The 22271-nt window shown below is 72.6% G+C and carries 20 protein-coding genes; 15 read left to right on the top strand and 5 right to left on the bottom strand.

Going from position 1 to position 22271, the window contains the following annotated elements:
* Window positions 1-89 precede the first annotated feature (89 nt).
* The 4 genes from dnaE to E1295_RS04440 all read left to right on the top strand — a co-directional run bounded on the left by dnaE (window position 90) and on the right by E1295_RS04440 (window position 5277).
* Window positions 90-3632, top strand: a complete 3543-nt coding sequence (gene dnaE, locus E1295_RS04450; protein ID WP_281284716.1) for a DNA polymerase III subunit alpha — start codon at window positions 90-92, stop codon at window positions 3630-3632.
* Window positions 3629-3958: a DUF6300 family protein gene (locus tag E1295_RS04445; protein WP_132628368.1), complete on the top strand. Its 330-nt coding sequence runs from the start codon at window positions 3629-3631 to the stop codon at window positions 3956-3958. The genes dnaE and E1295_RS04445 overlap by 4 nt, the downstream gene beginning before the upstream one ends.
* Before the next feature lie 111 nt (window positions 3959-4069).
* Complete coding sequence (locus E1295_RS48475) at window positions 4070-4222, top strand: hypothetical protein (RefSeq protein WP_166427072.1); 153 nt, start codon at window positions 4070-4072, stop codon at window positions 4220-4222.
* A 74-nt stretch (window positions 4223-4296) separates the two neighbouring features.
* Window positions 4297-5277 (top strand): C40 family peptidase, encoded by a 981-nt coding sequence (locus E1295_RS04440; protein WP_246079836.1) that lies wholly within the window; start codon window positions 4297-4299, stop codon window positions 5275-5277.
* A gap of 36 nt (window positions 5278-5313) precedes the next feature.
* Here the strand turns inward: E1295_RS04440 and E1295_RS04435 are convergent, their stop codons facing one another.
* On the bottom strand, window positions 5314-5886 hold the full coding sequence (locus tag E1295_RS04435; protein WP_132628367.1) for a TetR/AcrR family transcriptional regulator: 573 nt from the start codon (window positions 5884-5886) through the stop codon (window positions 5314-5316).
* Window positions 5873-7420, bottom strand: coding sequence for an FAD-dependent monooxygenase (locus E1295_RS04430; protein WP_181957950.1), 1548 nt, complete (start codon window positions 7418-7420; stop codon window positions 5873-5875). The genes E1295_RS04435 and E1295_RS04430 overlap by 14 nt, the downstream gene beginning before the upstream one ends.
* A gap of 140 nt (window positions 7421-7560) precedes the next feature.
* On the opposite strand from E1295_RS04430, the gene E1295_RS04425 reads away from it, so the two are divergent.
* Genes E1295_RS04425 through E1295_RS04415 form a run of 3 tightly spaced genes read left to right on the top strand, consistent with a single transcriptional unit; the run spans window position 7561 to window position 9858 of the window.
* Complete coding sequence (locus tag E1295_RS04425) at window positions 7561-8580, top strand: LacI family DNA-binding transcriptional regulator (protein WP_246079835.1); 1020 nt, start codon at window positions 7561-7563, stop codon at window positions 8578-8580.
* A gap of 34 nt (window positions 8581-8614) precedes the next feature.
* Window positions 8615-9112 (top strand): SigE family RNA polymerase sigma factor, encoded by a 498-nt coding sequence (locus E1295_RS04420; protein ID WP_132628365.1) that lies wholly within the window; start codon window positions 8615-8617, stop codon window positions 9110-9112.
* The gene (locus tag E1295_RS04415) at window positions 9109-9858 is read left to right on the top strand and encodes a hypothetical protein (protein WP_132628364.1); all 750 of its coding nucleotides are present in this window, start codon (window positions 9109-9111) and stop codon (window positions 9856-9858) included. Before E1295_RS04420 ends, E1295_RS04415 begins: the two co-directional genes overlap by 4 nt.
* On the opposite strand, the gene E1295_RS04410 is transcribed toward E1295_RS04415, so the two are convergent.
* The gene (locus E1295_RS04410) at window positions 9828-10343 is read right to left on the bottom strand and encodes a (2Fe-2S)-binding protein (RefSeq protein WP_132628363.1); all 516 of its coding nucleotides are present in this window, start codon (window positions 10341-10343) and stop codon (window positions 9828-9830) included. The genes E1295_RS04415 and E1295_RS04410 overlap by 31 nt on opposite strands.
* A complete protein-coding gene (locus tag E1295_RS04405) occupies window positions 10340-11209 on the bottom strand; it encodes an FAD binding domain-containing protein (protein WP_132628362.1) in 870 nt (289 codons plus the stop codon). Before E1295_RS04405 ends, E1295_RS04410 begins: the two co-directional genes overlap by 4 nt.
* 74 nt (window positions 11210-11283) lie before the next feature.
* On the opposite strand from E1295_RS04405, the gene E1295_RS04400 reads away from it, so the two are divergent.
* The 8 genes from E1295_RS04400 to E1295_RS04365 all read left to right on the top strand — a co-directional run bounded on the left by E1295_RS04400 (window position 11284) and on the right by E1295_RS04365 (window position 20873).
* On the top strand, window positions 11284-13554 hold the full coding sequence (locus tag E1295_RS04400) for a xanthine dehydrogenase family protein molybdopterin-binding subunit (RefSeq protein ID WP_132628361.1): 2271 nt from the start codon (window positions 11284-11286) through the stop codon (window positions 13552-13554).
* A 63-nt stretch (window positions 13555-13617) separates the two neighbouring features.
* Window positions 13618-15096 (top strand): SDR family oxidoreductase, encoded by a 1479-nt coding sequence (locus E1295_RS04395; RefSeq protein ID WP_132628360.1) that lies wholly within the window; start codon window positions 13618-13620, stop codon window positions 15094-15096.
* Window positions 15097-15346: 250 nt separating this feature from the next.
* Window positions 15347-15898, top strand: coding sequence for a dihydrofolate reductase family protein (locus E1295_RS04390; protein ID WP_132628359.1), 552 nt, complete (start codon window positions 15347-15349; stop codon window positions 15896-15898).
* A 550-nt stretch (window positions 15899-16448) separates the two neighbouring features.
* Window positions 16449-16817, top strand: a complete 369-nt coding sequence (locus E1295_RS04385; protein ID WP_132628358.1) for a hypothetical protein — start codon at window positions 16449-16451, stop codon at window positions 16815-16817.
* Between the two features lie 89 nt (window positions 16818-16906).
* Window positions 16907-17986, top strand: coding sequence for an AAA family ATPase (locus E1295_RS04380; protein WP_132628357.1), 1080 nt, complete (start codon window positions 16907-16909; stop codon window positions 17984-17986).
* Window positions 17983-19320, top strand: a complete 1338-nt coding sequence (locus E1295_RS04375; protein WP_132628356.1) for a vWA domain-containing protein — start codon at window positions 17983-17985, stop codon at window positions 19318-19320. Before E1295_RS04380 ends, E1295_RS04375 begins: the two co-directional genes overlap by 4 nt.
* On the top strand, window positions 19317-20063 hold the full coding sequence (locus tag E1295_RS04370; protein ID WP_132628355.1) for a hypothetical protein: 747 nt from the start codon (window positions 19317-19319) through the stop codon (window positions 20061-20063). Before E1295_RS04375 ends, E1295_RS04370 begins: the two co-directional genes overlap by 4 nt.
* A 255-nt stretch (window positions 20064-20318) precedes the next feature.
* Entirely contained in the window at window positions 20319-20873 is a 555-nt protein-coding gene (locus E1295_RS04365; RefSeq protein WP_246079834.1) for a DUF1062 domain-containing protein, read from the top strand.
* Window positions 20874-21111: 238 nt separating this feature from the next.
* On the opposite strand, the gene E1295_RS04360 is transcribed toward E1295_RS04365, so the two are convergent.
* Window positions 21112-22269 (bottom strand): RNA polymerase sigma factor, encoded by a 1158-nt coding sequence (locus tag E1295_RS04360; protein WP_166427071.1) that lies wholly within the window; start codon window positions 22267-22269, stop codon window positions 21112-21114.
* Window positions 22270-22271 lie beyond the last annotated feature (2 nt).

The following is a 22271-nucleotide window of genomic DNA, read 5'->3' as shown; positions in this document are numbered from 1 at the left end:
CGGCGTGTCGATTGTTGGACAACCCTGCCTGCCCTCGGGTCGAATGCTCGGGTCGCGTACGAGCTTACAACCGTGAGGAGTCTCGGCCGGTGGGGTCCTTCGTCCATTTGCACGTGCACACCGAGTACAGCATGCTCGACGGCGCCGCCAAGGTCGGCCTCCTCATGGACGAGGTGTCACGTCAGGGCATGCCCGCCGTGGCCATGAGCGACCACGGCAACGTGCACGGCGCGTACGAGTTCTACCATGCGGCGCGCAAGGCGGGCGTCAGGCCGATCATCGGCATCGAGGCCTACGTCGCCCCCGCGTCGCGGCGCCACCGGCAGCCGGTCTTCTACAGCGACAACCTCGCCCTGCGCAGGTCGAACGACGACACGGGCGAGGGTGGTGACGTCTCGGGACGCGGCCTGTACACGCACATGACCATGTGGGCGGCCGGCGCGCAGGGGTTGCGGAACCTGTTCCGGTTGCAGTCGCGGGCCTGGCTGGAAGGACACGTCCAGAAATATCCGCGTATGGATGATGAACTGTTCGCCGAACACGGCCAGGGCATCATCGCCACCACCGGCTGCCCCTCCGGCGAGGTACAGACCCGCCTGCGCCTCGGCCAGTACGACCAGGCCGTCGAGGCCGCCGCCCGCTACCGGGACGTCTTCGGCAAGGACAACTACTTCCTGGAACTCATGGACCACGGCCTGGCCATCGAACGCCGGGTCCGCGAGGACCTGCTCAGGCTCGGCCGCACGCTCGGCCTGCCGCCACTGGCCACCAACGACTCCCACTACGTGACCGAGAGTCAGGCCCAGGCGCACGACGCGCTGCTGTGCATCGGCACCGGCAAACGGCTCGCCGACACCGACCGCTTCCGCTTCGGCGGCAGCGGCTACTACGTCAAGACCGCCGAGGAGATGCGGGCGCTGTGGGACGCCGAGGTTCCCGGCGCGTGCGACAACACGCTGCTGATCGCCGAGCGGATCGGCGACTACGGCGAGGTGTTCGCCCACCGCGACCTGACGCCGCGCTTCCCCGTGCCCGAAGGCGAGAGCGAGTCGAGCTGGCTGCGCAAGGAGGCCCTGGACGGCGCGCGCCGCCGCTACCACGGCGATCCGCCCCAGGAGGTGCTGGAGCGCATCGACTACGAGCTGTCCGTCATCGACACCATGGGCTTTCCCGGCTACTTCCTGGTGGTCGCCGACATCTGCCGCTTCGCCCGCGAGAACGGCATCGGCCTCGGCCCCGGCCGAGGCTCGGCCACGGGGTCGATGGTCGCGTACTGCACGGGCATCACCGAGCTCGACCCCATCGAGCACAAGCTGATCTTCGAACGCTTCCTCAACCCCGAACGCGTCACCATGCCCGACGTCGACCTCGACTTCGACGACCGGCGGCGCGACGAGATGATCGACTACGTCACCCGCAAGTACGGCGAGGACCACGTCTGCCAGATCGTCACGTTCGGCACCATCAAGGCCAAGGCCGCCGTCAAGGACTCCTGCCGCGTGCTGGGCCTGCCGTACGCTCTGGGCGACCGCATCACCAAGGCGTTCCCCGCGGCCAACGGCGGCAAGGAGATCCCGCTCGCCGCCATCCACGACGACCGCCACCCCCGCCACGGCGAAGCCGCCGAGCTACGCCAGATGTACGAGCAGGACCCCGACGTCAAGCGGGTCATCGACACCGCGACCGGCGTGGAGAACCTCACCAGGGGCACCGGCGTCCACGCCGCCGGCGTGATCCTGTCGTCCGAGCCGCTGATGGACGTGGTGCCGCTGGTCAAGCCGAAGGCCGACGGCCCGGTCATCACCGGGTTCCCGTTCACGCAGGCCGAGGACATGGGCCTGCTGAAGATGGACTTCCTGGGCCTGCGCAACCTCACCGTCATCGGCGACGCCGTCGCGAACGTGCGCGCCAACAAGGACATCGACATCGACATCCACGACGTGCCGCTCGACGACCCCACGACGTACGAGCTGCTGGCCCGCGGCGACACGCTCGGGGTGTTCCAGCTCGACTCCGGCGGCATGCGGGTCCTGCTGCGGCTGATGCAGCCCACCACGTTCACCGACATCGCGGCCGTGAACGCGCTCTACCGGCCCGGCCCCATGGAGATGAACGCGCACACCAACTACGCGCTGCGCAAGACCGGCAAGCAGCGGGTCGAGCCCATCCACCCCGAGCTGGAGGAGGCGCTCGAACCCATCCTCGGCGACACCTACCACCTGGTCGTCTTCCAGGAGCAGGTCATGGCGATCGCCCAGCAACTGGCCGGGTACTCGCTCGGCGGCGCCGACATGCTGCGCAGGGCCATGGGCAAGAAGAAGAAGGAGGTCCTGGACGCCGAGTGGGACACGTTCTCGACGGGCATGCGCGGCCGGGGCTTCTCCGACGAGGCGACCAAGGCGGTCTGGGACGTCCTGGTGCCCTTCAGCGGCTACGGCTTCAACAAGTCGCACACCGCCGGCTACGGCCTGGTCTCCTACTGGACCGCCTACCTCAAGGCCAACCACCCCTCCGAATACCTGGCCGCGCTGCTCACCTCCGTCGGCGACGACAAGGACAAGATGGCCGTCTACCTGTCCGACTGCCGCCGGCTCGGCATCAGGGTGCTGCCGCCCGACGTCAACGAGAGCCGCCTCGACTTCGCCGCCGTCGGCTCCGACATCCGCTTCGGCCTGGGCGCGGTCCGCAACGTCGGATCCAACGTGGTGGACGCGATCGTCACCGCCCGCGCCGCCAAGGGCCGCTACACCGACTTCAACGACTTCCTCGCCAAGGTGCCGACCGTCGTCTGCAACAAGCGCGTGATCGAGTCGCTGGCCAAGAGCGGCGCGTTCGACAGCCTCGGGCACGACCGGGCGGCCCTCGTCGCGGTGCACGAGCAGGCCATCGACGCGGTCATCGACCTCAAACGCAACGAGGCGCAGGGCCAGGACTCCCTGTTCGGCGAGCCGGGCCGGACGGGCGCGTTCTCGGTCGCGATCCCGGACGGCGAGTGGGACAAGGCCACCCTGCTGGCCTTCGAGCGCGAGATGCTCGGCCTGTACGTGTCGAGCCACCCCCTCGACGGCGCAGAACGGGTCCTCGACGCCAACCGTGACGTCACGATCGCCGGCCTGCTCGCCTCCGAGCGGCAGGAAGGCGTGACCCGCGTCAGCGGCATCATCTCGGGCCTGCAGCGCAAGGTCACCAAACAGGGCAACCCGTGGGCCATCGTCACCCTCGAGGACCACGACGCCTCCGTGGAGTGCCTCATCTTCCCCAAGACGTACACGCTCTACGGCGAACTGCTGGCCGAGGACCGCGTGATCTCCGTCAGGGGCCGCATCAACGTGCGCGACGAGACGATGAGCGTCTACGGCGAGGAGATCACCGTGCTCGACGTCTCCGCCGACGACACCGCCTCCCCCGTGGTCATCTCGATCCAGGAGACGCGGCTGACCCTGCGGCTGGTGCGGGAGTTCAAGCACATCCTGAGCGCCCATCCGGGGCGGGCACCCGTGCACGTGCGCCTGCACCGCCGGGGCCGCAAGGACCTGCTGCTCCACCTCGAACCCTTCAGCGTCGCCGCGGAGCCGGCGTTCTACGGCGACGTCAAGGCGCTGCTGGGGGCCGGCTCGATCGGGACGGCATGAGCCCGGTGACGCCGGGCGCGGCCTGCCCGCGCTGCCGTACCGGTGAGGTGCTGGCCGTGGTCCGCGTCCCGCACGGCTGGACGAACGCCTCGGGACGGCCGGTCATGGGCGTCGGCGAGGTGCTGCTGTGCGGCCGCTGCGACGCCGGCCGTCCCGTCACCGGGCCACTGGTCGCCTACCTCACCGCGCACGAGTCGGTCGGGCCCGCCGAGCTGGACGACCTCGCACCGCTGCTGCGCCGCTGGATGGACGGGGTGCGCGCCCCCGCGCCGGACGAGCGTGCGCTGCAGGCCGAGACCGAGGCCTGGCGCCGCGGTGACCTGTGACCCCCGCGCCTCGGCCACGGTTCCCTCGACACCACCCGCCGCTACGCCCTGCCCAACGAAGCCGGCCCGCACGCGGCGACGGCCCCCGACCTGCCGGGCGGCAGCTTCGTCGTGCCGCGGGGGCCGTTCCACGCCTACGGCTCCCCCACCCGGGTCACCCACGCACCCGGGATGCACGACGCCGCCACCGCCCAGCGGCTGTGGCAGCTGCCGGAGAAGCTCACCGGCGTCGAATTCCGGTGGGCCGACCCGTCGCCGGCCTGACCCGCACCACTGAACACCTCCGGCACGGCCCGCGTATCTCCCCATGACGTGGCGATCGTGAGGAGGCGTGCGCAGTGGCCGTACCCGCAGGGTCCAGGCGGACCGCGACGGCCGTCGCGCTGGCGGCGGCCACGCTGCTCGGCGTCCCGGGCACGGCCGCCGCCGACCCGTCTCCCGCCAAGGCCAGGGCCAGGCTGGTGAAGCTCAACGAGCAGGCCGACCAGATGGTCGAGCGGTACAACCAGGCCACGGAGGCCCACAAGAAGGCGAAGAAGACGTACGACGCCCTCAACGCCGAGGTCGGGCGCAGGAAGGCCCGGGCCGATGCCCTGCGCGGAGACCTCGCCGCACTGGCCGCCCGCGACTACCGGCTCGGCGCCTTCCCCGCCTGGAGCGGGCTGGCCGGCCGCAGCGACCCCGAGGCGGTCCTCGGCTCCATGGCCTCCCTCGACCAGATCGCCCAGGCCGAGGCGGCGAAGGTGCGCGCCTTCGAGGCCGCGACCAAGGACCTGCGCGCCCGGCGCGACCAGGCCAGAACGGTCCTGCGCGAGGCCGACGCGGCCCGAGACAAGGTACGCGGAGAGAAGGCGAAGGTCGACAAGCTGGTCGAGCGGCAGACCAAGCTCCTGCGCCGGCTTGGCCGCTTCAACAAGGGCGACCCGGCCAGCCCCGGCATCCCGTACACGGGGGCGGCGTCGGGCAACGCCCGCACGGCACTCACGTTCGCCTTCGCCCAGGTGGGCAAGCCGTACCGGTACGGTGGCACGGGCCCCGGCTCCTTCGACTGCTCCGGCCTCGTCCAGGCCGCCTGGCGCGCGGCGGGGGTCGAGCTGCCGCGCACCACCTGGAGCCAGTGGAGCTGGGGCGCCGGCCGTCGCGTGCCCCTGGACGATGTGGAACCCGGCGACCTGCTCTTCAGCAAGGGGCTGGGCCACATGGGGATGTACGCGGGCGACGGGAAGATGGTGCACGCGCCGCAGACCGGGGACGTGATCAAGGTGGTCGACCTCGACGACTACTGGCGCGGCCGCCTGGCCGGCGCGGTCCGGCCCTGACGGCTCACGCGGACGTAGCGGCCCGGTTCTGACGGATCACGCGCGGACGTAGCGGTCGAGTACGGCGCGTGCGGCGGCGCGGATCATCGGGCCGGGATCGTCGGGCACGCCGGTGGTCAGCGCCGTGAGCAGCAGGCCGAGCACGCTCGTCTCCAGCAGCAGCGCGTCCTGTTCCGTGATGGCGATGCCGGCGGCGCGGCACTGGCGCACGATGAGGTCGCGCCGCCCGCGCAGGGCGTCGGCCAGCATGCTGCGCAGGGCGGGGTTGCGGGTGCTCTCCAGATGCAGTTCGAACAGCGCCAGCGGCTCACCGCGCTCGTCGGCCACCATCAGCGTGAGCACCTCCACCAACGCCTCTTCCAGGTGCGCGGGATCGAGCGGGCGCACCACGTGGGCGTCGACCCGTTCGGACAGACGCCGGCCGATCCGCTGGATGATGGCGTCCATCAGGGCGTCGCGGGTGCGGAAGTAGCGCGAGGCGGTGCCGTCGGGGACGCCTGCGGCGGCGTCGACGGCTCGGTGGGTCAGCCCGCGGGAGCCTTTCTCCGCGAGTACCGCGATGGCGGCGGCGACGAGGTGTTCGCGGCGTTGAGGGTTAGGGCGTGGCACGGTCGGGTCGCTCTCCCCGGTCGTTGTGGTCCGTCGTGTGGCCGGCTGTGTGCTGAGTTGCGTGCCCGGCTCTGTGCTCGGCTGTGTGCCCGGCTCTGTGCTCGGCTGTGTGCTGAGCTGTGTGCTCGGCTGGGCCGCACCATTTCACCAGAGCCTGCCGGATGCCGTCGTGATCTCCCGCCCAGGCCACGTATCCGTCGGGCCGGATCAGCGCCGCCTGCGGCCGCAGGCCACCGAGCGGGCGCACCGGCCGGACCCGGTCCGCCCACGGCCGCGCGGCGCCGGCGTCACCGTGGGCCAGCAGGACGAACCGGCCCTCCCGGAGCACCTCGTAGAGCCGGCCGCCCGTGGTCGGCCCGTCGGGCGCGCGCCGGCCGGCCAGCGGGTGGGCGTGCGCGTCGCCGGGAGGATAGGCGATCTCCAATCCGGACATCAGCCCCAGGATGCGGCGGCGGCCGGGGCCGGTGCGCAGCAGGGCGGCCATGACGTGCCGGTTCACCCGCAGCCGGAGCCGCGAGCCGGTCAGCACCAGCCGGGTGAGATGGTCGGTCAACTCCAGCACGGAGGCACCCACCGGATGCCGCTCGGCGTGGTAAGTGCCGAGCAGCCACGGCGGGGCCCATCCGCGCAGGTCGGCGGCGAGCTTCCAACCGAGGTTGACGGCGTCCTGCACGCCGGTGTTCATGCCCTGGCCGCCGATGGGAGAGTTCACGTGCGCGGCGTCGCCGGCCAGGAACACCCGTCCGGACCGGTAGCTGCGGGCCTGGCGGCGCTCGGCGGCGAAGCGGGAGAACCAGCGCGGCTCGCTCATCCGGTAGTCGGTGCCGGCGATGTCCTCGAACGCGCGGCGGATCTGCCCGAAGGCCGGCTCCCGGTCGGGATCGTCCCCGTCCAGCAGCCACGCGCCGACCCGGAACCAGCCGTCGCCGAACGGGATGGCCACGACCGCGCCCGCCGGGCCGACCTGGGTGATGGGCGGCAGTTCCGGCCCGGATATGCGGACATCGGCCAGCAGCATGGGCAGGCTGTAGGTCTCGCCCGCGAAGCCCACATCCAGCAGTTCGCGCACGGTGCTGTGGGCGCCGTCGGCGCCGATGACGTACCTGGTCGGCAGTTCGGCGCCGTCCCGCAGCGTGAGCCGTACGGAATCGGCGTTCTGGGAGAGGCCGGTGACCTCGGCGTTCCTGACGATCCGCACGCCGAGCTCGGCGGCGCGCTCGCGCAGCACCTCCTCGGTGCCGCTCTGCGGCACGATCAGCAACATCGGGTAGCGCGTGTCGAGCCGCTCGAAGTCGACGCGGGAGGCGTACGCGGGATGCACCGTGCCGAGCGGGTTGCCCCGCGCGACCAGCTCGTCTCCCAGGCCCCGGGCGTCGAGCAGTTCCAGCGCGCGGGCGTGCAGGCCGAACGCCCGGGTGACGCCGGCCTCACCGTTCCGCTTGTCGACGATCCTGCAGCGTACGCCAGCCAGAGCCAGCTCGCAGGCGGCCATGAGCCCGGTCGGGCCCGCGCCCACGATGACGACGTCGTCCATGAGACTCCTCAGGTTCGCTACATATGTATCGCTACATTTATAGCGCATATAGGAGGAGCATGCACTGCTGGGCTTTTGGTCGTACCTGTGCAGCTCTGAGCCGGATAAGGTGAATGCCGGATATCGGGAGGGGCGATGCAGTGAGTCGCAGACGTGCCACGCTGGCCACCGTTGCCGCCGCGGCCGGTGTGTCGGTGGCGACCGTGTCCAAGGTGCTCAACGGCCGCAGCGACGTCGCACCGGCCACCCGGGCTCTGGTGCGGGACCTGCTGCACGAGCACGGGTACGTCCCTCCGCGCCGCGGCCCGGCCCAGCCCGCCACGGTCGAGGTGCGGGCGGACGAGCTCGGCTCCTACGAGTCCGAGATCATGAAGGGCACGATCGAGGCGGGCGCCGCGGTGGGCGTGTCGGTCGTCGTCACCAAAAGGAACGCCGGGCCCCTCGACGTGACCGCCGGGCACCGGGCTCTGATCTCCCTGTTCGAGGAGCCGCCCCCGGCGCAGCTCGCCGCCCTGACACGGGCCGGCCTGCCGGTCGTCGTGGTGGACCCGCTCTACCTGCCGAGCGCCCTGGTGACCAGCGTCGGCCCCACCAACTTCGCCGGCGGCATGTCCGCCACCCAGCACCTGCTGAGCCTCGGCCACCGCCGCATCGCCTATCTCGGCGGCCCCGCCACCGCGGCCTCCAACCAGGCCCGCATGCACGGCTACCGCGCCGCCATGGAGGCCGCGGATGTGCCCGTCCTGCCGGGGTACGTGGTCACCCCCGGCTACTGCTACCGCGACGGCGTGCAGGGCGGCGCCGCCCTGCTCGGCCTCTCCCCCGCGCCGACGGCCGTCTTCGCCGCCTGCGACGAGGCCGCCCTCGGCGCCATCCACGCCGCCAGGGCCCGTGGCCTGCGCGTCCCCGAGGACCTCAGCGTCGTCGGCTTCGACGACACGGAGGTCGCCTACATGTCCTCACCCCAGCTGACCACCGTACGCCAGCCGCTGCGTGAGATGGGGGGCGTCGCCCTGCGCACGGCCCTGCGCCTGGCCGCCGGCGAGGAGATCGACTCCCCTCACGTCGAGCTGGCCACCGAGCTGGTCGTGCGCGAATCGAGCATGGCCGCCCGAAAAGGTTCGGCGCCCGGTCACCCGGACCGCTCCGCCAACCGGTAGTACACCGTGAGACGGAATGGTCCGGGAGGATGTGATGGCGGATGGGTTCGCCGAATATGTCGGCCAGCGACACGAGCGGTTGTGCCGGACGGCGTACCTGCTGACCCGCGACTGGCAGGCCGCCGAGGACCTCGTGCAGACGGCCCTGGTCAAGGCGTGGACCGCGTGGCGCAGGATCGGGGCCGACCCCGACCCGTACGTGTACCGGATCCTCGTCAACACGCACGCCTCCTGGTGGCGGCGGCGCTGGCGCGGTGAGGTGCCGACCGAGGCGCTGCCCGAGCGCCCGGCCGGGCCGGACCTGGAGACGGGGATCGCGCGGCGCTCGGACCTCTGGGCGGCGGTCGGCACGCTGCCGCCCCGGCAGCGCGCGGCGCTCGTGCTGCGTTACTTCGACGATCTCACCCCGCAGCAGGTGGCCGACGTACTCGGATGTTCGGTCGGGAGCGTGAAGAAACAACTGAGCAGGGCGCTGGCGCGGCTGCGGGTGGATCCCGCGCTGCACGATCTGAAGCCGGAGGTGCTCCGATGAGCCAGTACACCGAGGACGACCTGCGTGCCGTGTTCACTGAGAACAGCGTGCGCGGGGCCGGGTCGCCGCCCCGGCTGAACGAGATCAGGCAGCGGGGGGCCAGGACGCGCCTGCGCCGGCGGATGGCGACGGGGGCGGCCGTGGCGGCGCTGGCGGGGGCCACCGCGACGGTCGTGCCGCTGACCGGAGCCGTGACGCCGTGGTGGAGCGAACCGGCCGCGGACGTCACGGCCTCCTTCGCGCCGGGCGTCGAGCTGCCCCGGACGCTGGGGACCAGGCACGGGCCCGTGTCGCTGATCTCGGGTCAGACCTACCGGTCCGTCGGCGAGCGGGTACGGATCACGTTCCGCCCGACCAGCGTTTATACCGGGATCGCGCTCCGGTGCGCGGACCCGGAGGCGTGGATCCTCGTCCGCGACCCGAAGGGCGAGTGGAACGACCTCACCCCGTGCGTACGCCTGGGTCAGGGCCTGCAGGTCCAGTACGACGAGAGGTCGGTGACACCTGACTGGCTGCGGGCACCGCAGAGCGTGGAGGTCTGGGTGTTCCCCGCCGACGCGCCGATCGGTTCGCCCACGTCGGCGGACAAGTGTGCCCTGGCCGACCGTCGGGCGGGCTCGTGCGACGGGCCGTGGGACCGCGAGGCGATCACCGCGATGCCGGAGCGGCTCGCGGCCGAGACCGGCCCCCGGCGGGGGCTCTGGTCGATCGGGATCTACGACGCGGACCCGCGCCCCGGCTCGTGAACGCCGGCGGCGCCGTCCCCGCGCAGCGCCGCCGCCGCGCGAACCGCGGCGCGGCGGATGCCCGCGTACCCGGTGCAGCGGCAGAGATTGGAGGCGAGCACCTCCTCCAGCCGCCGCTCGTCGTGGTCCAGGTTAGGCTCCTCGGCCAGCGCCCCGGCCAGCAGCATGAGGAACCCCGGCGTGCAGAACCCGCACTGCAGGGCGTGCTCGGCGGCGAACGCCTCCTGCAGCGGATGCGGCCCGTCCTCGCCCGCGAGGCCCTCGACCGTACGGATGTCGGCGCCGCCCGCCTGCACGGCCAGGACCAGGCAGGAACGTACGGCGGTGCCGTCGACCAGCACGGTGCACGAGCCGCAGACCCCGTGCTCGCAGCCGAGCGTCGTCCCGGTCAGCCCGAGCCGGTCGCGCAGCATGTCGGCGAGGCTGGTGCGCGGCTCGACGTCGAGCCGGTGGGCGCCGCCGTTGACGGTGAACTCGACGTTCATGGTGCTCCCGCGGTCTCGACGGCTCGGGTGAGGCAGCGCCGTACCAGGGTGGCCAGCGCGTGCCTGCGGTAGGCGGCCGGCGCGTGCGGCTCGTCGGGCGGGTCGGCCTCGGCGGCGGCCCGTGCCGCGGCCTGCGCGAGCAGGTCCGGCTGCGGCGGCTCCCCGGTGATGAGCCGTTCGGCCTCGACGGCGCGCAAGGGGACGTCGGCGGCGTTGGCCAGCCCGATGCGCGCCCAGTCGACGCGGTCCTCGGAGACGCGCAGCATGACGAGGGCGGCGGCGAGCGCGAAGCTGCCGTGCGTCCGGCGGTGCTCGGCGAACGCCGCGACGGCCCCGGCCGGCGGGCGCGGCAGCCGTACGCCGGTGACCAGTTCCTCCGGCAGGCAGGCGGTGGTGAACGGGCCGCGGAACCAGGAGGCGGCGGGCACCGTACGCGGGCCGGACGGGCCGTCCAGCTCGATCCCCGCGTCGAGGGCCATGGCCAGCGCGCACCACTCCGACGCCGGATGCGCCCAGGCCAGGCTGCCGGCGAAGGTGCCACGCGCACGGACGGGCGGATGGGCGACGTACGGCGCGACCTGGCGGAACAGGCCGGCCAGCGGGTCGTCGAAGCGGGCGCGCTCCAGCTGGGCGTGCCGGACGAGCGCGCCGACGTGCACGGAACCGTCTTCGACCGTGACGTCCGACAACCCGGGGACGCGGTTGACGTCGACCACGAGGGCCGGGCGCGCGGTCCGGTAGCGCAGCTCGATGAGCAGGCTCTGCCCTCCCGCGAGCACGCGGCTGTGCGGCCCGCGCTCGGCCAGCACGGCCACTGCCTCCGGCACGGAAACGGGCGCTACGTAGTCGAATTGCGGCGGTTTCATGTCCCTCATCCCGGGCATCCGATACCCACGTTGGTACCGAACGCGGGGGTGTCCAAACATTGCGGTACATCGGGATGCCGCTCGCTCGGCGCGAGGACCACGACCTGCTCACCGGGCGTGCCCGCCGGGTCGCCGACCTGGACCTGTCCGGCACCCTGGAGCTGGCCTTCACCCGCAGCCCGGTGCCGCACGCGGTGGTCCGCGGCGTCGACGTCGCCGCCGCGCTGAAGGAGGAAGGGGTCGCCGGGGCGTGGTCCGCCGCCGACCTGCCCTACCTCGCCGCCCGCGCCCTGCCCGGCGCCGAGGAGTCGCCGCCGTGGCCGCTGCTCGCCACCGGGCGCGTCCGCTACCCGGGCGAGGCGCTGGCCGTGACCGCCGCGGCCACGCGCGCCCAGGCCGAGGACGCCGCGGAGGCCGTACGGCTGGACCTCGAACCGCTGCCCGCCGTCTGCGACCCGGTCAGCGCCCAGGCGGCGCCTCCGCTGTTCGACGGGAGCGGCAACGTGCTCGCCGAACACACCTTCGGCGCGCCGGCCGACGACGTGTTCGCCGCCGCGCCCGTGGTCGTCGAGGCCGCCTACCGCGAGCAGTTGCTGCTGCCCACGTCCCTGGAGCCGAGGGCCGTCCTGGCCGAGCCAGGCGAGCACGGCGGGCTCACCGTGTGGGTCTCCCACCAGGCCCAGCACCGCCTGCGCGACTCGCTCGCCGAGCTGCTCGGCCTGGAGAGGGAGCGGATCAGGGTCATCGTCCCGGCCACCGGCGGCGCGTTCGGCGCCAAGAGCCAGACCTACCCCGAGTACGTCGTCGCCGCCCTGCTCGCGATCCGGCTCGGCCGGCCCGTGCGCTGGTGCGAGGACCGCGCCGAGGCCATGCTGGCCGGCCCGCGCGGCCGCGGCCAGGACCAGCGCGTACGGCTCGCGGCCGACGCCGACGGCACCTTCCTCGCCTACGAGCTGCTGATCGACGCCGGTGTCGGCGCCTACCCGCACACCGGGGCGTTCGTCCCCATGATGACGGGGGCGATGAGCACCGGCGCCTACCGTACGCCGCGGGTGCACACGCGGGTCCGGTGCGTGGCCACCACCTCCGCCCCGACCGCGTCCTACCGCGGCGCGGGCCGCCCCGAGGCCGCGTACGCGCTCGAACGCACCGTGGACCGGCTCGCCAGGCGGCTCGGCATGGACCCCGCCGAGCTGCGCCGCCGCAACTTCATCCGCCCCGGCCAGTTCCCCTACCTCACGCCGACAGGACGCACCTACGACTCGGGCGACTACGCCGCCACGCTGGAGCGGGCCCTGGCCGCCGCCGGCTACGACGACGTCCGCGCCGAGCAGGCCAGGCGCCGCCAGGAGGGCGGAGCGCCGATCGGCGTGGGCATCGCCACGTTCGTCGAGCGCTCGGGAGGGCCGCCGGACAGCGAGGAGTTCGGCAGCGTGGAGGCGTGCGCGGACGGCACGTTCATCGCCCGCGTCGGGTCCACGTCCACCGGGCAGGGCCACTTGACCGCGTTCGCGCAGGTCGTGGCCTCGGTGCTGGACGTGGACGTCGATCTGGTCCGCGTCGTGGAAGGCGACACCGGCGAGGTGCCCCACGGGTTCGCCACCTTCGGCAGCCGTTCCATGCAGGTGGGCGGGGCGGCGCTGTGGCGGGCCGCCGAGTCGCTGGTCGCCGCCGCGCGCCGCCGGTGCGCGGGCCTGCTCGGCCTGCAGGAGGACGACGTCACCTACGCGCGGGGCCGGATGCTGGCCGGTGAGCCGCCCGGCCCGGGAACGGGGGGCGAGCTGGGCGCCGGCGTCGACGCGGGACCGATCACCGGGCTCGCGCTCGGCGAGCTGGTCGCCCGTACCGGGCCGCTGCGCGCCGACGAGATCCTCACCCCGCCGCAGGCCTTCCCGTACGGCGCGCACGTGGCCGTCGTCGAGATCGACCCGGACCTCGGGACGGTCGGCGTGCTGAAACTGGTCGCCGCGGACGACTACGGGGTGGTCGTCAACCCCATGATCGTCGACGGCCAGGGCCACGGCTCGATCGCCCAGGGCCTCGGGCAGGCGCTGCACGAGCAGGCGGTCATCGGCGCCGACGGCATGCCGTACGCGCGCACCCTGCTGGACTACCTGCTGCCCACCGCCGCCGACATGCCGCCGGTCACCCTGCTGGAGACCGTCACGCCCAACCCCAACACGCCGCTGGGGGCCAAGGGCGCGGGCGAGGCCGGCTGCATCGGCATCCCGCCCGCCGTGGTCAACGCCGTGTGCGACGCCCTCGACGTCGAGCACATCGACATGCCGCTGACCCCGGCAGCGGTGTGGGCGGCGGCCGCCGCGCGGCACGGCTCGACGGCGTGAGCGCATGAGGGCGGCGCCCCCGGGGAACGGAGCAGGCTGACAGGCCGCGTGAGGGGGCTTCGGATGGCGAACTGCCTGGTCACAGGGGCGACCGGCTACATCGGGGGACGCCTGGTCCCCCAGCTGCTCGCCGCCGGTCACGACGTCCGGTGCATGGTGCGCTCGGCGGCCAGGCTGCGCGACCTGCCGTGGTCCGGCCGGACCGAGGTCGCCGAGGCGGACGCCACCGACCCCGAACAGACGTACCGGGCGCTGCGCGGTATCGAGGTCGCGTACTACCTGATCCACGCGATGGGCACGTCCGGCCGGTTCGCCGAGCAGGACCGCCTGGCCGCGGGCACGTTCGCGGCGGCGGCCGGGCGGGCGGGCGTGCGGCGCGTCGTCTACCTCGGCGGGCTGGCCGCCGACGAGCCGCTCTCCCCGCACATGACCTCGCGCGCCGAGGTGGGCGAGATCTTCCTGCGGTCGGACGTGCCCGCCGTGGTGCTGCGCGCCGCCGTCATCATCGGCTCCGGCTCGGCGTCGTTCGAGATGCTGCGCCACCTCACCGAACGGCTGCCCGTCATGACCACGCCGCGCTGGGTGCGCACGCCCACGCAGCCCATCGCCATCCGTGACGTGCTGCACTACCTCGTGGCCTGGGCGGCCGTCCCCGGCGAGGTGAACCGGTCGTTCGACATCGGCGGTCCCGACGTGCTCACCTACGCCGACATGATGCACGGGTACGCCTCCGTGGCAGGGCTGCCGTCCCGGGTGATCGTCCCGGTGCCGGTGCTCACCCCCAAGCTGTCCAGCCACTGGGTCGGGCTGGTCACGCCGGTGCCCGCGGGCATCGCGCGCCCGCTGGTCGAGTCCGTACGCACCGAGGCCGTCTGCCGCGAGCACGACGTCGCTCGGTACGTACCCGATCCCGAGGGCGGGCTGACCGGCTTCCGCCAGGCCGTCTCCCTGGCGCTGCAGAAGATCAAGGAGGCCGACGTGGCGACCCGCTGGTCGTCGGCGTCCACGCCGGGCGCGCCGAGTGATCCTCTGCCCACCGACCCCGGCTGGACCGGCGGCAGCCTCTACGTCGACCGTCGCGCCAGACCCGTGGACGCCGGCCCCGAGACGTTGTGGCGGGTCATCGAGGCCGTCGGCGGCGAGAACGGCTGGTACTCCCTGCCCGTCGCCTGGCAGGTGCGCGGCCTGCTCGACCGGCTCTTCGGCGGCGTGGGGCTGCGGCGCGGGCGGCGCGACCCGGTCCGGCTGCGGGTGGGCGACGCGGTCGACTTCTGGCGGGTGGAGGAGGTGCTGCCCGGCCGGCTGCTGCGCCTGCGCGCCGAGATGCGCCTGCCCGGCCTGGCCTGGCTGGAGCTCGGGGTACGCGAGGAGGGCGGGCGCACGTACTACACCCAGCGGGCGATCTTCCATCCGCGCGGGCTGCTCGGCCACCTCTACTGGTGGGGCATCTCACCGTTCCACGGGCTGATCTTCGGGCGGATCCCGGTGAACATCGCCGCCGCGGCGGCCCGGTCGCAACGGCGGGCTTCGACCGCCGCCTGAGTCCCGCGCCGCCCTCGTGCCGCTCGCAATCGCGATCCTGACGTACTCATGGGCGCGTACGTGCGCGACGACATCCAGGACTTCGTACGCTGCCGCCCGGCCGTCCTGTCATGATCGGACGCTGGCGGAAGGCGACCTGAAGCGGATCGTAAGGTGTCTCCTCCAGGATGAAGGTCATGGCAGGAGGACGCGCCGAGCGGCTCCCGTCCACGACCGGCACACCACGTACTGGCAGCAGGAGGAACCCGTAATGCGCAAGATCATCTGCTCGACCTACATCTCCCTCGACGGCGTCATCGAGGACCCGGCGTGGACGATGCCGTACTTCGACGACGAGGCCTCCGCGTTCGCCGGCGAGCAGACGGACTCGGCCGACGCGCTGCTGATGGGACGCCGCACGTACGAGGGCTTCGCCGCCTCCTGGCCCCACCAGGACGAGAGCGACCCGAGCACCGGCGCGGCCTACTTCAACAACGTCAAGAAGTACGTCGCCTCCACCACCCTGACCGACCCGGAGTGGAAGAACAGCGAGGTGCTGCAGGGCGACCTCGTCGAGGCCGTCACCCGGCTCAAGGCCCAGCAGGGCAGGAACATCCTGATGTACGGCTACGGCGCCGTCACCCACACCCTGGTCAAGGCGGGCCTGGTCGACGAGGTGCGGTTCTGGATCACCCCCGTGTTCGTGGGAGGCCCGAGCATCTCCTCGCCCCTGGACGAGGTCACGACCACGCTCAACCTGGCCGCCACCAAGGTGATGAAGAGCGGCGTCATCATCGCGACGTACACGCCGGCCGCCCAGTAGGCGGTCCCCGGATAATCCGTGGTGCTGCCCGTCGACTGTCTTCTACGTTGTGTCCATGTCGCTGGTCGACCACGCTCAGGTCCTGCAGGCCGAGGCGACGTATCGGCAGGGCGGCCGGCTCTGGACCCCCTCGCCTCTCTCCGCGTCCTGCGGCGGGCCACCCCCTGCCGATCACCAAGGAGTACATCGAGAACCAGAAGCGGCCAGGCTGAGCGCTGAGCCACCCACACAGGCCGACTGTCGGAGCACCGCTCGGGTCTGGGGGCCCTCCCGCGCTGTCGTTTCCTCCCGGGCGCGAACGTAAACGCCCGGGGTTCCACGCCAGATCACGCTGAATACGACGGAGTATTGATCTTGGGGTGGCGCCTGTCAATTCTCCGCAGGGAAGCGGACACGACGCGGAAATCACCGCGGCCGGCGGATCGCGGAGCCTGACGACCGCCACCTGCCTTTCCCGGTGGCGCATCAGTCCGCCGTATGTCCCCTTGATGCCCTGTTCGCGTCGTGTGCCCGTGCCGACAATCCAGGTACGGAATCGCGAGGAGGCGACATGGTCTTTCCCCGGACGGGATGGAAGAAGGCAAGTGTCCTGCTGAGCACGGCCGCCATGCTGGGCGCGGCCGTCTCGGTGCTGACGAGCGGGGCCGCGAGTGCCGGAGCCGGTCAGGCTCGGGTGGCCGCGGCTTTCGCGGTCGACTGCGGAGACGGCCCTTACAGCGGTGGCTACTATTTCGACTCCTCCTACAACAACCCGAACGCGTGTGGCAAATGCCAGACGGAAGGCGCCCGGCTGGAGGCCACCGGAAACTGGCGCGCCTACTGCAAGAAGCGGTACAACCAGGCCGGCACGCTCACCCGTGTGGACCTGTTCCGCTACTGCCTGGCCTGCCGCGGCGACGAAGCGGCCCGCGTCATGTGAGCGCCGGGCACGCGGCTTTCCTGCCGTCGCGCCCCATCAGTCGTCATCTTTGGTTGACGAACAGCTATTCGTCAACCTAGGGTGACGACATGGAGTTCGAACGAGAAGCTCTCGCGGTCGCGGTGACCGCCAATCTGCCGGTCATCCTGTGGGGTGCGCCGGGTACCGGCAAGACGTCCGTGGTGACCGCGCTCGGCGCCGCCGCCGGCCTGCCCGTCGAGGTGGTGGTCGGCTCGATCCGCGAGCCCAGCGACTTCTCCGGGCTGCCGGTGCTGCGTGACGGCGGCACCTGGTTCGCGCCGCCGCGATGGGCGGAGCGGCTCGCCGCCGAGGGCGGCGGGCTGCTGTTCCTCGACGAGTTGACGACCGCGCCGCCGGCCGTGCAGGCCGCCATGCTGCGGGTGGTGCTGGAGCGCACGGTCGGCGACCTGGCACTGCCGGGCGAGGTGCGGATCGTGGCCGCCGCCAACCCGCCGGAACAGGCCGCCGACGGCTGGGACCTGTCCGCGCCGTTGGCCAACCGGCTCATCCACCTGGACTGGACGGTCTCGGCCGAGGACATCGCCGAAGGCTTCGCCGGCGGGTTCCCCGTGCCGGAGTTCGACGTGAAGGGCACCGCCGGGCCGGCCGCGGTCGCCGGCGCGCAGGCGCTGGTCGGGGCGTTCCTGCGGGTACGGCCGGACCTCGTGCTGGCGGTGCCCGACAGTCCGGACCGGGCGGGCCGCGGCTGGCCCAGCCCGCGTAGCTGGGAGATGGCCGCGCGGGCGGTCGCCGCGTGCGAGCACATGGGCGCCGGCGAAGCGGTCCTGGCCAAGCTGGTGCTAGGCGCGGTCGGCGAGGCGGCCGGGTTCGAACTGCTCTCCTGGCGCCGCAACCTGGACCTTCCCGACCCGCAGACCCTGCTGAACAACCCCCAGGCCCGCCTGCCGGAGCGCCTCGACCGGCTGCATGCCCTGCTCGCCGCGGTGGTGGCGTACGTGCACGCGGACGGCACAGCCGACACGTGGGAGCGGGCGTGGACGGTGATGGCCCAGGTCGCGCGTACGGCACCGGACGTGGCGGCGGCCTCGGCCCGGTCGCTGGCCCGCTCCCGGCCCGAGGGCGCGTCCCTGCCCGATTCGATGCTCGAACTGGCCCCGGTGCTGCGCTCGGCGGGGCTCATGCGATGAGCGCCGACGGCCCCCGCGCTCCCGCCCACGAAGAGAAGGTGCGTGCCAGGATCGCCGCCGCGCGTCTGTGGGCGGCGCACCAGGCGCCTTACCTCGCCTCCGCCGTCTTCGCCCTCAAACCGGTCATTCTGGAACCGGCCCTGTACGAGGACACCGGCGTGCCCGTCGCCGACCCCGAGTTCCGCGCCTTCCCCGCCGACACCCGGTGGAACCTGTACGTGGAACCGGGCACCGCGCTGGTGACCCCGGTCGAGGAGGTCGGCTGGTGGATGCTGCACCAGGTGGGTCATCTGGTGCGCGGCCACGCGGCCCGCTCGCCGGTGCGGCCGCAGTCGGGCCATGAGGTGAGCCACGCCGTCGGGGCGGCCCGCGACGAGGAGGCCCACCGCTGGAACCAGGCCGCCGACGCCGAGATCAACGACGACCTGGAGGCGGAGGACCTGCACGGCCCGGCGGGCGTGGTGTCGCCGGCCGGGCTGGGCCTTCCGGCCAACCGCACCGCTGAGGCGTACGTGCCGATGCTCGACGTGCTGGCCCAGGCCATGGGCCGGGGCGGGCGGGCACTGGCCGGGGCGATCGACTGCGGCAGCGCCGTGGACGGGCAGGAGCGCGCGTACGAGGACGGCGGCTCCGGCGACGGGCTCGCCGGGCTCGACCGGGAACTGCTCGAACGCTCCATCGCGGCCGGCATCCAGGACAGGATCAGCGCGCGAAGCGAGGTGCCGTCGGGGTGGCGCCGCTGGGCCGAGGAGCGCCTGCGCCCCTCGGTGAACTGGCGGGCCCGCCTGGGCGCGACCATCCGGCGCGCGGTGAGTGTGGTGGCCGGGCAGGTCGACTTCAGCTATCGCCGCACGTCGCGCCGCGCCGGCGCGCACACCGGCATCGTGCTCCCGTCGATGGTGCGCGCGGTCCCGGACACCGTACTGGTGATCGACACCTCCGGCAGCGTTACCGACGACGTGCTGAGCCGGCTGCTCGCCGAGGTGGCCGGGATCATCGAGGGCGTGGCCGGCCCGGACCGGCGGTTGCGGGCGCTCTGCTGCGACGTCCGCCCGCACCCGGTCCAGGTGGTGCGCCGGGCGAGCGACATCGAACTCGTCGGTGGCGGCGGCACCGACATGGGGGCCGGCATCGCCGCGGCGATGGCCCTGCGGCCCCGGCCCGACCTGGTCATCGTGCTGACCGACGGCGAGACGCCGTGGCCCGGGCAGCGTCCCGCGGCACATGTGGTGGCCTGCCTGATCGGCGACGGCGGGCACGCGCCCGAGTGGGCGTCCGTGGCGCGCGTCCCGGCGGACCCGCCGCGGCGGACGCCGGCGAAAGGAGAGTCATGACGACGGGCTACGCCGACGAACCGAGCCCCGAGCCGCTGCACGAGTGGCGGGAACGCGGTTTCACCGTCGCCGAGGCCCGGCAGTGGACCGAGCACGGCTTCTCGATCGACGATGCCGAGCGATGGCGTAAGGCCGGCGTCTACACCGCCGGCGACGCGCGACCGTGGCGTACCGCCGGGGCCACCCCGTACACCGTGGACCTGTGGCTACGGGCCGGCATGACCCCGCGGGAGGCGGTGCGGTGGCGCGAGCTGGGCTACTCCCCCCAGAAGGCGGCCGACCGGCACCTCGCCGGGGAACGTCCGCACCCGCGGAGCCTGCTGTGGCGGTTGCTGCACCGGGGCGGGAAGCCGGGCGAGGCGTTCGCCGACGAGGAACGCTCCGGCATCCTGCGCCGGCTGCTGAGGGCCGGCGTCCCGGCCGGCCGGGCCCGCGCCTACGTCGAGGCGGGCTGGACCGGCACTGCGGTGGAGTGGGCCGAACGCGGCATCGAGCCGGGACAGGCGCGGGTCTTCGACGCGCTCGGACTGTCCCCCCGTGAGGCCGAACGGGTGCTCGGCTCGGGGCAGGACGCTATTTCCCTGATGACCGAGTTCTGGCGTGCCGGGGTGCCGATCGACGAGGTGGCGGCCTGGCGCGCGGCCGGATTCACCGCCCAGGAGGCGGCCCGGATGCGGGCCGAGGGCACCGACGTCGAGCAGGCCAAGGTGCTGCGTGCCTTGACCGGGGGCGATGACGGCTGATCCTTGCGGCGAAAATCCGATTGATCTTCCTCCCGCATTCCCGTACGTTGCCCGGGACCGCGTCGCGAACAGAGGACAGAACCGCGTGACCCCGCCTGCTCTTCAGACCTGACACCTTTTCTCGCTCTCTTTCAGCCGGCCCTCTAGCCGCCGGCTCCGCCGGGCTGCCCGCGTGTGCTCGGTCGTACAGCGCTTGAGGCCGCGCGTAATCGGCCTCGTGTCAGGTCCAGAGAGATCATGTCTTCACAACCTCATATGGTGCTGTCCTGGTTCGTGCGCCGGACCAGGCTGCCTCTGCTGTCGATGCGGTGCGTGGACTGCCGGTCGGAGTCGGCGACCACCGGCGAGGGCGCCTTCCGGGTCAACGCCAACGGCAAACTGCTGGACGTGTGGCTGCTGGTTCGCTGCGTGTCCTGCGACCGCACGAGCAAGCTCACCGTGCACGAGCGGGCGCCGGTCAGAACCTTCGACCCGGCCGAGCTCGACCGCTACCACACCAACGATCCGGACGTGGTGGCGTCCAGGCTGCTGGATCCGCTGCTCGCCCGGCGCAACCGCTGCACCCTCGACTGGGAGGGCGCCTGGCGGCTGCACACCCCGCAGGAACGGCTCGACGAGGCGTGGCCGGTCCAGGTGGAGGTCGTCTTCGACGATCCTGTGCCGGTGCGCCCTGAGCGGCTCATCGCGCAGGGGCTCGGCCTCAGCAGGAACGAGGTGCTGCGCCGGGTCAAGTGCGACATTCCGCTGCGCCGGACGACGAGTGCCGGGTTCACCTTCACCCTGATGCCAGGGACGACACCGGAGGCGTAGCCGCCGGCCGGCCTGCTCCGCAGGAGGAGGCCGGCCGGTACCAGCCCGTCACTGCCAGAGCATCTCCAGCCCCAGCACGATCGCGCACAACACGGCCACGGACCCGGGAACGGCCACGAACGCCACGTGGATCGGGCTGCTCTCGTCCGGCAGGAAAAGGTCCACCCATCCCAAGGCCAGCGCCCACTTCCTTCGCTGCGGGGCGTGTCTCAGGTGATCTCTTCGTGCCGGAGCCGGGTCAGAGTTGCTGGAGCCTGCGCCGCAGGAAACGTCGTTCGGGGGTGGAGGTGGCGAGTTCGAGGGCGCGGTGGTAGGCGGTCCTGGCTTCGGCGGCGCGGCCGAGCCGCCGGAGGAGCTCGCCTCGGGTGGAGTGGAAGTAGAGGTAGCCGTCCAGGTCGAGCCGGTCGACGGCGTGCAGCGCCGCGGCGGGGTCGCCGGCCTGGGCGACGGCCACGGCGTGGTTGAGCTCGACCACCGGCGAGCCGGTCAGGCCGGCCAGCCGCCGGTACATCGCGGCGACCTGCGGCCAGTCGATGCGCTCGTGGGTCTGCAGCGAGGCGATCACGGCCTGCACGACGTAGGCGCCGCGCCCGCCGAGCGCGAGCGCCCGGTCGAGGACCGCCCGTCCGGCAGTGATCTGGCGCATGTCCCACAGTGACCTGTCCTGGTCGTCGAGCAGGACCAGGTCGTCGCCGGAGAAGCGGGCCCGCCGCCGGGCGTGGTGGATGAGCATCAGCGCGAGCAACCCGTGCACCTCGGGTTGCTCCGGCATGAGCGTGGCGAGGACGTGGCCGAGGCGGATGGCTTCTGCGCCGAGGTCGATCCGGCCGCGGTAGCCCTCGTTGTAGATCAGGTAGATGACGGCGAGCACCGCGTCGACGCGCTCGGACAGCAGGTGGGCGCCGGGGACGGCGAACGGGATCCCGGTCGCCTTGATCTTGTTCTTGGCGCGGGTCAGCCGGCGTTTCATGGTCTCCTCCGAGACCAGGAAGGACCGGGCGATCTCGGCGGTCCGCAGCCCTCCGAGAGTCCGTAACGTGAGCGCCACCTGCCCGTCCAGCGGCAGCGCCGGATGGCAGCAGGTGAAGATCAGTTCAAGCCGTTCGTCCTTGATGCGTGTGTCGTCGAACTCTTCGATGATGGCCTCCTGCACCGGCAGCAGGTGGAGCTTGCCGGCCAGGGTGCGCTCCCGGCGGATGCGGTCGATCGCCCGGTTGCGGGCCGCCGTCACCAGCCATGCGCCTGGATTGTCCGGCACACCCGACGTGGGCCAGCGCTGCGCCGCGATCGCGAACGCCTCCTGAGCGGCTTCCTCCGCACGATCGACGTCACGAAGGAACCCGACCAGGGAGGCCAGCACCCGGCCCCACTGTTCCCTGAACACCTCCTCCAGCACGG

Origin of the sequence: Nonomuraea mesophila (assembly GCF_004352805.1) — a bacterium.
Taxonomy (GTDB): Bacteria; Actinomycetota; Actinomycetes; order Streptosporangiales; family Streptosporangiaceae; genus Nonomuraea; species Nonomuraea longispora.
Note: the sequence above shows the minus strand (reverse complement) of the source record. Positions and strands in the feature narration are given on the sequence as shown.

Excerpts from the sequence above, each read along its gene's own strand:
- E1295_RS04365 (WP_246079834.1), top strand. The coding sequence starts at position 20,319 with ATGGTGCTGTCCTGGTTCGTGCGCCGGACCAGGCTGCCTCTGCTGTCG.
- E1295_RS04395 (WP_132628360.1), top strand. The coding sequence starts at position 13,618 with ATGGCGAACTGCCTGGTCACAGGGGCGACCGGCTACATCGGGGGACGC.
- E1295_RS04420 (WP_132628365.1), top strand. The coding sequence starts at position 8,615 with ATGGCGGATGGGTTCGCCGAATATGTCGGCCAGCGACACGAGCGGTTG.
- E1295_RS04415 (WP_132628364.1), top strand. The coding sequence starts at position 9,109 with ATGAGCCAGTACACCGAGGACGACCTGCGTGCCGTGTTCACTGAGAAC.
- E1295_RS04370 (WP_132628355.1), top strand. The coding sequence starts at position 19,317 with ATGACGACGGGCTACGCCGACGAACCGAGCCCCGAGCCGCTGCACGAG.
- E1295_RS04410 (WP_132628363.1), bottom strand. The coding sequence starts at position 10,343 with ATGAACGTCGAGTTCACCGTCAACGGCGGCGCCCACCGGCTCGACGTC.
- E1295_RS04385 (WP_132628358.1), top strand. The coding sequence starts at position 16,449 with ATGGTCTTTCCCCGGACGGGATGGAAGAAGGCAAGTGTCCTGCTGAGC.
- E1295_RS04375 (WP_132628356.1), top strand. The coding sequence starts at position 17,983 with ATGAGCGCCGACGGCCCCCGCGCTCCCGCCCACGAAGAGAAGGTGCGT.
- E1295_RS04380 (WP_132628357.1), top strand. The coding sequence starts at position 16,907 with ATGGAGTTCGAACGAGAAGCTCTCGCGGTCGCGGTGACCGCCAATCTG.
- E1295_RS04430 (WP_181957950.1), bottom strand. The coding sequence starts at position 7,420 with ATGGACGACGTCGTCATCGTGGGCGCGGGCCCGACCGGGCTCATGGCC.
- E1295_RS04445 (WP_132628368.1), top strand. The coding sequence starts at position 3,629 with ATGAGCCCGGTGACGCCGGGCGCGGCCTGCCCGCGCTGCCGTACCGGT.
- E1295_RS04390 (WP_132628359.1), top strand. The coding sequence starts at position 15,347 with ATGCGCAAGATCATCTGCTCGACCTACATCTCCCTCGACGGCGTCATC.
- E1295_RS04405 (WP_132628362.1), bottom strand. The coding sequence starts at position 11,209 with ATGAAACCGCCGCAATTCGACTACGTAGCGCCCGTTTCCGTGCCGGAG.
- E1295_RS04400 (WP_132628361.1), top strand. The coding sequence starts at position 11,284 with ATGCCGCTCGCTCGGCGCGAGGACCACGACCTGCTCACCGGGCGTGCC.